A 10705-nucleotide genomic window follows, 5' to 3' on the forward strand; every position below is an offset into this window, starting at 1 on the left:
AATTTTTACGACCCCTTCACCGATTATAAAAACGGTATAAAACTAGGCCATTCCTCAATTGAAACAACTATGATTTATACCCATATTAAAAATGAAGATCTAAAGATTGCTATTAATAAACCAAGAATGCCTCGCTCGTCACCTAAGGAAGGATAAAAGATTGGATTCAAAAAGCGGATAAAGAGAAATTTCAAATTCGTTTACATGCCATCGGCGATCGAGCCATACGTTTAGCTTTAACTGCGTTTGAAGAGGCCAAGCGTGTAAACGGAAAATGGGACTCACGACATGCAATCGAGCATGTTGAAGTTCTTCATCCGAATGACTTGGATAGGTTCAATCAACTAGGGGTAATTGCTTCTATGCAACCTGAACACCTATTTGCTAGTGAAAAAAACACCTATGTTGCATGTATTGGAAAGGAAAGAGAACCATACACTTTTAACATTCGTTCCCTTATGGATACAGGGGCAACTGTCTCGTTTGGTACCGATTATCTATTGTCGAACTAAATCCATTTGCAGGAATTTATCGTTCCGTCACTAGAATGGATAATGATCAATTACCAAGTACAGGGTGGAACGCGCAAGAGACAATTACACTTGCAGAATCATTAATGAATTACACCGTCACACCAGCTTTTGGTTCTTTTAGAGAGAAAGATTTAGGTACACTCAGTGCAGGAAAGTTGGCTGATATTATAGTTTTAAATCAAAACCTCTTTGACATAGCGACTGAAGATATTTTAAATACAAAAGTAGTCCTTACGATGGTAGATGGGAAAGTCATTTATAATAGTGAATCCTAATTAAAAGTTAAGGAGAAAAAGGGCCGAACGAGGTCCTTTCTCTCCTTAAAAGTGTAACTATACCCTCGGAACTTTACTGAGTTCATATTAATATCACTTTTAACAGGTCAATCATGATTTGTACTAGCACTAATATAAATAAAATTAGTGGGGTGTTCTGTTTTGTTAAACCAGTTATGAGGTCTACTAGAGTCTATATGAACACTATCCCCAGGATAAAGATCGTATTCATGTTCATCTAGTATTAGAGTCATGGTACCATCAATAATATAAATAAACTCTTGTCCTTCATGGGAAAAAGGTGTACCTTTTTCATCCCCAGGTAATAAGGTAACTAATATTGGCACAAATATAGGGTTTATAACATTTCCAGATAAATTTGTATACGTAAAGGAAGACTTTTGTTCTACCTTTTTATCAGAGGCTCGTCTAATCATGCCTTTATCAATCTGTACGTTATCTGGAAAGAAATAACTTGGGCTGACCTCAAGTGCTTCAGATATTTTCCGTAAAGACTGTAAAGTTACTGAACAAAGGGATCGTTCCACCTGTGATAAAAAGCTAATTGATAAATTTGTCCTCTTTGATACTTCCTTCAAAGTCATTTTTTTTTCTTTACGGAGTTTTTTGATAAGAATTCCTATATTTGGATCCATATAGTTCCCCCTAATTAGTGTAGTATTCTATAAAAAACGAGTGAAATATTCTTACAAGATCGTTGATAAATATATTAGTTCTATAATAGGATTTTAATATTACTTAAATTTTTTCTTTATTCTAACATATTTTCTTTTGAGGGGTGGATTTCGAGATGTAATATAATCTAATGATTATCTTCTAGTAACAATTTCAAAGAAGTTAAATAAAAATTGTTGAATTTTCAGAATTTATTAAGTACACTTATATTACTTACAAAAATTTTAGTCATTGCTAATTTTCTATATATCCTGAAAGAATATAATCCGAATAAAAAAGCTTATTTTTTTATTCAGAAATTGAAGTGTGACTTAAATTTTATTTAAAATTTTACAAGATGATTGAAAATCCCTTCGTAAAAGCATCCAACAAGAAAATCTAAAGCATACGTAGTAATCAAGTTGTACCATAGGTTTATCAGTGATAGTTAACTGCATCGATGATTATCAGAAGGTTCTATTAAACTATTTTAAGGGGGACTTTTAAGTGAAGAATAATTTATCAGCAGGACAACTGGTGGCAATTGGTTTTATGTTGTTAGCAATGTTTCTTGGGGCTGGAAATACAATATTTGCACCAATGGTGGGACAACTTGCAGGTGAAAATACTTGGATAGCAATGGGAGGATTTTTAATAACAGGTGTAGGCCTAGTACTATTAGCAATAATTGCATTAGCTATATCGGGAGGAAAGGTTGAGACACTTGCATCAAGAGTACATCCAACATTCGGTATGATATTTTCCATTTCCTTATTTCTAACATTGGGTCCAATCTATGTTATACCGAGGACAACGTCTGTTGTTTTCGAGATATCGATCTATCCAATAATTAAGGAAATCAGTCAATCTCACAGTCTATTCCTATTCATATTTTCTATCCTCTTTATTCTATTGACTATCTTACTTTCCCTAAATCCAAGTAAGTTTGTAGATCGATTAGGCAAGCTAATAACACCCATATTTGCGGTTCTTTTACTTATTCTGGTGGTTAAGTCATTTCTTACACCAATGGGAAGCTTCGGTGAACCGAAAGTTCCATATATAACAGGTACTTTTTTTAAAGGTTTTGTTGAAGGGTATTACACAATGGATGTTCTAGCGGCATTTATTTTCGGTGGGATATTCATTAAGTCTATTAAGAATTTAGGAGTAACCACTAGAAAAGATACAGCAAAAGTTTTTATTAAAGCTGGAATAATTACAGTAGTTGGCTTAGCCATCTTACAACTTTCACTAGCATGGATTGGCGCATCTAGTGTTAATGCAATTGGATATGCCAGTAATGGAGGAGAAGTATTAGCTAACAGTGCGGTTTATTTATTCGGAAAAGGAGGGATCTTCTTAATTAGTACTGTAATCTTTCTTACTGGAATCACCACTAACATAGCCTGTTTATCAGCTGTAGCAGAGTATTTCAACAGAATCTATCCAAAGTTTACTTATAAGAAATGGGTCCTACTATTAGCTGGTATAGGTTTAGTTATAACCAATTTCGGACTGAATACGATATTAGATATGGCTTCTCCAATCCTCTTATTACTTTATCCAATTGCTATTACTTTAATCTTTCTTGCCTTTACAAATAATTTGTTTAAAGGGTATCAATCTATATATGTAGGTTCAGTACTGGGTAGTGGATTTGTTGCCCTATTAGATGCATGTAAAGAAGCTGGAATTTTGGTTAATTTTATCAATAAAACCTTTTCTTTCATTCCTCTTTTTGAAATTGGGGCAGGATGGATTGTGACAGGCCTTTTAGGAGCATTCATTGGTATAGTAGTAAGCGTTCTAAGGAAACCAGTAGAAAGAAAGATTGATATAGGTGGAGAAGAAATTTCTTGATTAGCAGATTTAAATGGAACTGAGGTGTTTTTGTTGAACGAAAACGTAATGATTATATGTAGGTGTGAAGAAGTAACATATCACGAGCTAGTCTCTACCGCCACAAAATATAAATGTTCAGCCAGGGAGTTAAAGCTACGTACTAGAGCTGGGATGGGATATTGCGGTGGAAGAACGTGTAGGACGATGGTGGAGAAGATTGCTCAATCAATGGGAACAAATACCCCAACTGAAACAAATATTTCCTTAAAAGTTCAACCACCTATTAGACCAGTTAGTTTCGAAAATTTAGGGAGGATCAGTAAATGACAGAAAGAATTATTGACCATCCTATTCTAGGGAAGATGGAGGATGTAAATCATGTTACTTTTTCCTTTAATAATAGGGTCTATAAAGGGTTGGAAAATGAATCATTGGCAGCTGCGCTTCTAGCTAATGGAATACGAACCCTTCGTTATCAAGAAGAAAGTGGGTCGCCTCGGGGAATCTATTGCAATATCGGCCATTGTTATGAATGTAGGGTTACTGTGAATGGTCAACCAGGAATTAGGGCATGTATTACTCCTCTTAAAGAGGGAATGACGGTAGAAAGTAGCGGTCAATTAAAAATCAAAGAGAAAGAAGTGTAAAAAATGTTTAAAGCAATCATTATTGGATCTGGCCCTGCTGGTTTAACTGCCGCTATAACATGTGCAGAAAACGGATTAGATGTATTAGTCATTGATGAATATATGTCTGCTGGTGGTAGATTGCTCGGACAGCTATACGAACAACCAGATGGGTCTTGGTGGAACGGGCTAAGAGAATCAAAGAATCTGTATACCACAGCTATTAGCCTTGGAGTTAAGTTTCATTTTAATACTTCAGTTAACAATATTGAAAAAAGAAATAATCGATGGGTTGTGTATACCGAAAAGGGTACATTTTATACAGAAAATTTGCTATTAGCAACGGGAGCAGCGGAATCCCCAGTCCCAGTCCCCGGGTGGACTCTTCCGGGTGTGATGTCAGTAGGTGCTGCTCAAGTGATGACAAATGTTCATAGAGTCAAGCCAGGTAAACGTGGCGTAATTATTGGTGTGAATGTACTTTCATCAGTTATCGCCATGGAATTACACCTAGCCGGTGTAGAAATCGCTTGTCTTACGCTTCCAAAAATGAACAGTATTGCAAATAAAGAAGGGAATCCTAGTCAGGTACTAGATTCTCTTCTCCACGTCTCCCATATGGCAACCTCTCCGCTTATTAGATATGGAAGCAAGCTATTAAAAAATGATTTTATAAAAAATCTAGGTATTCATTTCTACCCGAAAAAAGGGTTCAAGATGTGGAATACCCCTATCCAACTTCGGAAAGCGGTCATTGAAATCTACGGTAAGGATGAAGTAGAGGGAGTGGTAGTTGCAGCAATTAAGGCAAATGGAGAAGTAGTCCCTGGCAGTGAGGAACGGATACAAGCAGATTTTGTATGTATCGCCGGAGGTTTGTACCCTTTAGTTGAACTAGCTGCTCTTGCAGGATGCCCATTCTTTTTGGTAGAAGAATTGGGTGGCCATGTACCTTTACATAGTGAGAAGATGGAAACTCCTCTTGAAGGGCTATTTGTTGCTGGGAATATTACGGGGATTGAAGGTGCAAAAGTCGCTGCAGCACAAGGAAGAACAGCGGGTTTAGCTATGGCCATACATTCTGGGATAAAAGGATTAGATACGGAAATTAGACATTCAATGGACATGGTTAAACAAACCAGGGAAAGTGCTGATATCCAATTTCACCCTGAAATAGAGGTAGGAAGAAAGAGAATCTTACGAGAATGGGAAATCTCTCAAACTTCAAAACAAAATCACGAAGCTTTAATGGGCTAGGAGGAATAACATGAAGCATATAAATCATCGAGATGTTGTTGTGATTGGAGGTGGGATTATTGGTGCTGCAATAGCTTACTATGGCTCAAAATCCGGATTAGAAATAACCGTTTTTGAAAAAAATGAACTTGGTAGCGGAACTTCATCTAAATGTGATGGAGATATTTTAGCAGTAGATAAAGATCCAGGGTTTAATAGTCAAATGGCATTAAAAAGTCAAAAATTGGTGCATGAATTACATACAGAGCTAGATACTCCATTCGAGTATCGGAACTATGGTAGTATTCTAGTTTGTGAAAATGATATGGAATTGGAAGCAGCACAAAAATGGGTCAAACAACAACAAAATGCAGGATTAGATTTTCGAATGCTAGATAGAGAAGACCTTCGGAATGAATCGAAATACTTTGCAGACGATCTCCTAGGTGGGCTTGAATGCCAGACAGACTCTATGGTGAATCCTTATTTGTTTACATACTCCTTATTTGAGGGAGCCAAACGCTATGGGGCACATATTCATACTCATACAGAAGTGGTGAATCTTTATAAAAATCAGGCAAAACAATTCGTCATTGAGACAAACCAAGGTACATTTACGGCTAACAAGGTTGTAAACGCATGTGGAGTATGGGCTCCTTTTATTGGAAAGATGCTAGATATCGATATACCAATCAAACCTCGTAAAGGTCAAATTATTGTTGCTTCCAGACAAAAGCCCGTTGGAGTAAGAAATGTGATGGAATTTGGCTATCTCATTTCTAAGTTTGGCGGGGAGAGAAAAGTAGATCCATTAATTGAAAAATATGGAGTAGCGTTAGTAATGGAACCTACTGAAAGCCAAAATTTCCTAATAGGCAGCAGTCGTCAATTTAACGGATATGAGACAAAGGTAGACAATGAAGTGATGAAGTGTATCGCACACCGGGCTGTAAGGTTTTATCCTAAAATAGCAGATATGACAGTGATTAGAGCGTACGCTGGATTACGCCCTTGGACAGCAGACCATTTACCGATTATTTCACAAGTTGAAGCAATACCTGGTTTTTATATTGCAGCTGGACATGAGGGGGATGGGATAAGCTTAGCAGCTATTACTGGGAAATTAATTGAAGAGATGATTAATGAGACGAATACATCCGTTCCCATTGAGCCCCTTAGCTTAAATAGATTTCATGCTAGTTTGGAGCATTCATTTGATTGAGTTATTCCAAAACACTTTCTAAATTTATTTTAATGAATAGCTATCTGTAAATGAAAGGAAGAAGAGAATGTTAATTCTAAATACAGAGGATCAAAAGAAATTGGTAGACATGAAAGAAATCATCGAGTGTGCTGCTGTTGCATTAAAGGAATTTTCGGAGGAAAGAACGATTACACCTATACGCGCAGCTCTACCCTTTGATGGTGGACAAAATACGGCACTAGTGATGCCTTCTGTGGCAGAAGAACTTGGAAGTATCGGGTTAAAGGTAGTAACTGTAGTTCCAAATAATAAGAAAATAGGTAAGAAAACAATTAATGGAATTGTAATGCTATCAGACTTTAAAACCGGTGAGCCAATTGCTCTATTAGAAGGCTCTTACTTAACAATGATAAGAACAGGTGCATTATCTGGTGTAGCAACTAAATATTTATCTCGTCAAGATTCAAAAAAGTTGTGTGTGATTGGTACGGGTGAACAAGCAAAGGGCTTAGTTGAAGCGATCATGGCTGTTCGAAATATAGATGAAGTTTTACTCTATAACCGTACAGAACAAAAAGCACAAGAATTTAGTAGCTATGTAAATACAAAATACAATACTAAAGTACGTGTGTATACAGACTCCAACGAAGCTGTTAGGGAAGCTGATATTATTGTCACTGCAACTAACTCTTCAACACCTGTTTTCTCTGAATCTCTGAAACCAGGTACTCACGTCAATGCAGTAGGTTCATTTCGGCCGACCATGCAAGAGTTACCTTCACAATTATTTTCGCAAGCCGACAAAGTAGTAGTGGAGTCAGTAGAGGCCGCCCTTGAAGAGACTGGTGATTTACAAGTTCCTATAAAGGAAGGCATTATCAAACCAAAGGACATCTATGCCGAACTTGGTCAAATTGTAAGTGGCAGATACAAAGGGAGAACTAGTGAAAAAGAAATTACAGTTTTTAAATCAGTTGGATTAGCCGTTGTTGATGTGGTTGTTGCCCAATACTTTTACAGAAAAGCTATTGAAGCGAGTATTGGAACCCAGGTTAAATTATAGAATGATATTCAGTAAGGAGATCAAAATGGAAGCTTTTAAGAAACTTGACCTAAACACAAGAAACGTTTTATCTTTTGCCATTCCAGCATTTATTGGATTATTTATCTTTCTTGTACCTATTACATATGAGGAAAAAACAGCCATCATAATCGGAATGATTTTACAACTGGCAGCTGCAGCAACTAAATCATTTACACCTTATTTAGTAGTAGCAGTAATGGTGATATCCGCTATCTTGTCCTTAATTGGAAATTTAATAAAGCCTGATTTTCTCACAAAAAATAGCACTCTAACAAAACTTTTTATTCCAAGTATGCCGATTGTTATTTTAAGGGTAATTGGTGCGGTATTAGGTGTTCTAGTGTTATTTCAATTAGGGTCAGAAATGGTCTATTCAATTGACACCGGTGGCACTATGTTAGATTTAAGTGCAAGTATAATGGTTTGGTTCATAGTTGCATCATTTTTTATTCCATTCTTACTTGATTTTGGTCTTTTGGAATTCATAGGGACTTTATTGTCGGGGATTGCAAGACCCTTATTTAAGTTACCTGGTAGAGCAAGTGTTGACTTACTTACTTCGATTGTTGGAGATCAAAATCTTGGGGTTATGTTAACTAATGATCAGTATGTTCGAGGTTACTACACAGGAAGAGAAGCTGTTATCATTTCAACCTGTTTTTCAGCTACAGGAGTAGGTTATTGGTATATCATTTCTTCCATTTTAGAAGTAGATCATTATTTTACCTATATATTATTGACGGTATTTATTTCGCTATTTGCAGTCGCAGTAATTATGACAAGACTATGGCCGATCACTTCTTTCAAAAATAGTTATTACAAAGAGAAAGCAATTATGGAAGACCAACACCCAGAAGGTATGGGGATCTTTCAGTTCGCTTTACAGTTGGCTGTACAAAAAGCGAAGACATACAAAGGTCTTAAGAGTATGATAAAAAGAAGTGTGCATTTTTCTGTAGATGTGGTTTTTGCAGTCATACCAATTGTAATGGTTGTCGGAACTGCTGGTTTATTCGTAGCGACTTACACCCCTATATTAGAATGGTTATCTGTCCCTTTTAAGTATTATTTACAATTGCTACAAGTACCTGAGGCAGCTAAAGCTGCTCCTGCAGTTATAGCTGGTTTTGTTGATATGCTTATTCCAGCTTTGATTTCTACGGATATTGAATCAGTTAAGACGAAATTTATTATAACTGTATTGTCACTAACCCAAATTATTTATATGTCAGAGGTAGGGCCTGTTATACTAACGTCAAAAATTCCGGTTAACTTATGGCATCTAGCTGTCATTTTTATTATCAGAACATTACTGTTACTACCTATAATCGTGCTCCTTGCAAGTTTATTTGGAATTCCTGCTTAGGAATTCCAAGGTGGACTTTAGCTTGATTAGACTATAAATCCTTCTGAGGTTAGTGGATGTACGTAGTGACTGAAAGGAATGTAGAATAAATGAAAATTTTTGATGCTCATTCCGATATTTGGGAAAATGTTGACGAAAAGAGAGCGCGTGGATTAAAAGATATAATTGATACCAGACACAGAGATGATTGGAAAAAGGGTGAGATTTTTGCAGGGTTTTATCCCATATGGGTTAATCCTTTTTCTGAGGTTCCAACACATCACCAAGCTTTGCGTATTATCAAAAATATGGCAATTGAGATTCAAGAATGTAAAGAACATATAAAAATATGTACTACTTATCGAGATATTGTGGAAGCTCAAAATGACAACAAGCATGGCATCATCTTAGGGAGTGAGGGATTAAGTTATATAGGTGAAGACATTGATCAAATAGACATTTTATACCTGCTAGGAATGCGAACACTTAGCTTAACATGGAATGAAGAAAATGCACTGGCAACAGGGGTTAGTGGTAATAGCAATCGAGGGTTAACAGCTATAGGTAAAAGGTGTATTAATAAAATAGAAAAGATGAATATAATTATTGATTTAGCACATGCAAATAGTAAAACGTTCTGGGATGTTATGGAGTCAACAACCTCTCCTATCATCGTATCACACGGAAATAGCAAGGCTATCTACGATATTCCTAGAAATTATACCGATAAACAATTAGAAGAGATTGCAAAAAGGAATGGAGTAATCGGTGTAAATGCTTTTCCAGCCTTTTTAGCAGAAAAAAAAGAGGATAGAACTGTCTCTAAATTAGTTGATCATATTGACCATATGGTGAATGTGATGGGGATAGATCATGTTGGGCTTGGCATGGACCTAGTTTATTTTTTGGATGATTATGGGATAGATTTAACGATTAGTGATGACACAATTGGTTTAGAGAAGATCAGTAAAGCACAAAATGTGGTTGAAGAACTAAGAAAAAGAAGCTTTAGAGAGAATGAAATAGAAAAAATAACAAGTTTAAATTTTTTAAGAGTGTTAGAAGAAGTACTAATATAATGTACAATTTTTTGAGAAAGTAGTTATTAAGCTACTTTCTTTTTTACATAGAAAAAAGTCCTCTTATTTTCTCATTTGCTTCTGTTGAATTCTCTATTAATTAACCAATATGGACACTAATATATCCTGTACATTGGATATAGACCACTTTCTTATGATTAAGGTATTAGCTCTGCTTAGGGATATTCAACCTTCTTTTTGATTAGCAACTTAATAAATTATTTTTTAGCTAAAGTATTAACATTTCTCATACAATCAAATCGAAGTCGAAAAGGACGATTGTATTTACTTGAAGAGTTGGTTACTACTGCTGAGTTTGTCCGAATCTTAGTTCATTTTGATATTCCTGATAATGTTCTTAAAGAACGAGTTATTCAAAGTCAGAGAAGTACCAATATTTTTAGGGGTGCAGATTTAAAATTTGAGGAAGTCCTTGTTAGGCAACAGGTCGAATCTTTAGAAGAAGATGTAGTTGACCCAATAGAAGGTGAAGCTGACCATATATTTGTAATTAAGGATAACGAGGAAGTTCATCAAGTTATCAAAAAATAGTTCAAATTTCTGAAAGTGTAAACTTCTAGAAAGGGAGTTTGTGAAGGAATGTACTTAAAGAAAAGGGGGCTTTCCTTAAAGAACCGGCTGCGATCTAGCTGGTTTTTTTCTTCTTCTTTAACAATAGGAGTAGCATTCCTGTAATGAATGAAAATGAGGTTTGAACAAAAAAATAACCTCTTGGTAGAATGAGAGAGTCCTAACGCTGGCCAGCAAAAAAGGACAATCCCAAATACCAGGAGGTCTTAAAA

11 protein-coding genes and 1 pseudogene are annotated in these 10705 nt (G+C 35.9%); 11 read left to right on the forward strand and 1 reads right to left on the reverse strand.

Features of this window, described 5'->3' with window-relative positions:
* The first annotated feature begins 164 nt into the window (after positions 1 to 164).
* Positions 165 to 512, forward strand: a complete 348-nt coding sequence (locus tag BKO01S_RS24965; protein WP_269748504.1) for an amidohydrolase family protein — start codon at positions 165 to 167, stop codon at positions 510 to 512.
* Between the two features lie 35 nt (positions 513 to 547).
* Positions 548 to 808: an amidohydrolase family protein gene (locus BKO01S_RS24970; protein ID WP_066051254.1), complete on the forward strand. Its 261-nt coding sequence runs from the start codon at positions 548 to 550 to the stop codon at positions 806 to 808.
* Between the two features lie 107 nt (positions 809 to 915).
* On the opposite strand, the gene BKO01S_RS07665 is transcribed toward BKO01S_RS24970, so the two are convergent.
* A complete protein-coding gene (locus BKO01S_RS07665; protein ID WP_066051259.1) occupies positions 916 to 1464 on the reverse strand; it encodes a helix-turn-helix domain-containing protein in 549 nt (182 codons plus the stop codon).
* Positions 1465 to 1990: 526 nt separating this feature from the next.
* Here BKO01S_RS07665 and brnQ point away from each other — a divergent pair.
* From brnQ to BKO01S_RS07710, 9 genes and pseudogenes are all read left to right on the forward strand, one after another.
* Positions 1991 to 3346 (forward strand): branched-chain amino acid transport system II carrier protein, encoded by a 1356-nt coding sequence (gene brnQ / locus BKO01S_RS07670; protein WP_066051262.1) that lies wholly within the window; start codon positions 1991 to 1993, stop codon positions 3344 to 3346.
* Between the two features lie 30 nt (positions 3347 to 3376).
* A complete protein-coding gene (locus tag BKO01S_RS07675) occupies positions 3377 to 3655 on the forward strand; it encodes a (2Fe-2S)-binding protein (protein WP_198158779.1) in 279 nt (92 codons plus the stop codon).
* Positions 3652 to 3975 (forward strand): (2Fe-2S)-binding protein, encoded by a 324-nt coding sequence (locus tag BKO01S_RS07680; protein WP_066051264.1) that lies wholly within the window; start codon positions 3652 to 3654, stop codon positions 3973 to 3975. The genes BKO01S_RS07675 and BKO01S_RS07680 overlap by 4 nt, the downstream gene beginning before the upstream one ends.
* 3 nt (positions 3976 to 3978) lie before the next feature.
* Positions 3979 to 5211, forward strand: a complete 1233-nt coding sequence (locus tag BKO01S_RS07685) for an NAD(P)/FAD-dependent oxidoreductase (RefSeq protein ID WP_066051266.1) — start codon at positions 3979 to 3981, stop codon at positions 5209 to 5211.
* A 10-nt stretch (positions 5212 to 5221) separates the two neighbouring features.
* The gene (locus BKO01S_RS07690; RefSeq protein ID WP_066051269.1) at positions 5222 to 6412 is read left to right on the forward strand and encodes an NAD(P)/FAD-dependent oxidoreductase; all 1191 of its coding nucleotides are present in this window, start codon (positions 5222 to 5224) and stop codon (positions 6410 to 6412) included.
* A 67-nt stretch (positions 6413 to 6479) separates the two neighbouring features.
* Positions 6480 to 7457 carry an ornithine cyclodeaminase family protein gene (locus BKO01S_RS07695; RefSeq protein WP_066051271.1) on the forward strand — a complete coding sequence of 326 codons (978 nt, stop codon included), beginning with the start codon at positions 6480 to 6482 and terminating at the stop codon, positions 7455 to 7457.
* 25 nt (positions 7458 to 7482) lie between these two features.
* Entirely contained in the window at positions 7483 to 8844 is a 1362-nt protein-coding gene (locus BKO01S_RS07700; RefSeq protein ID WP_066051274.1) for a YjiH family protein, read from the forward strand.
* Between the two features lie 89 nt (positions 8845 to 8933).
* Positions 8934 to 9902, forward strand: coding sequence for a dipeptidase (locus tag BKO01S_RS07705; protein ID WP_066051277.1), 969 nt, complete (start codon positions 8934 to 8936; stop codon positions 9900 to 9902).
* Positions 9903 to 10148: 246 nt separating this feature from the next.
* Positions 10149 to 10454, forward strand: a pseudogene (locus tag BKO01S_RS07710) (ATP-binding protein); the annotation flags it as partial.
* Positions 10455 to 10705 lie beyond the last annotated feature (251 nt).

This window comes from Robertmurraya korlensis NBRC 107688 (genome assembly GCF_001591645.1).
Classification (GTDB): Bacteria; Bacillota; Bacilli; order Bacillales; family Cytobacillaceae; genus Robertmurraya_A.

Bases quoted from the DNA above. Each gene is read 5' to 3' on its own strand.
- BKO01S_RS24970 (WP_066051254.1), top strand. From the start codon at position 548: ATGGATAATGATCAATTACCAAGTACAGGGTGGAACGCGCAAGAGACA.
- BKO01S_RS07665 (WP_066051259.1), bottom strand. From the start codon at position 1,464: ATGGATCCAAATATAGGAATTCTTATCAAAAAACTCCGTAAAGAAAAA.
- BKO01S_RS07680 (WP_066051264.1), top strand. From the start codon at position 3,652: ATGACAGAAAGAATTATTGACCATCCTATTCTAGGGAAGATGGAGGAT.
- BKO01S_RS07685 (WP_066051266.1), top strand. From the start codon at position 3,979: ATGTTTAAAGCAATCATTATTGGATCTGGCCCTGCTGGTTTAACTGCC.
- BKO01S_RS07690 (WP_066051269.1), top strand. From the start codon at position 5,222: ATGAAGCATATAAATCATCGAGATGTTGTTGTGATTGGAGGTGGGATT.
- BKO01S_RS07695 (WP_066051271.1), top strand. From the start codon at position 6,480: ATGTTAATTCTAAATACAGAGGATCAAAAGAAATTGGTAGACATGAAA.
- BKO01S_RS07700 (WP_066051274.1), top strand. From the start codon at position 7,483: ATGGAAGCTTTTAAGAAACTTGACCTAAACACAAGAAACGTTTTATCT.
- BKO01S_RS07705 (WP_066051277.1), top strand. From the start codon at position 8,934: ATGAAAATTTTTGATGCTCATTCCGATATTTGGGAAAATGTTGACGAA.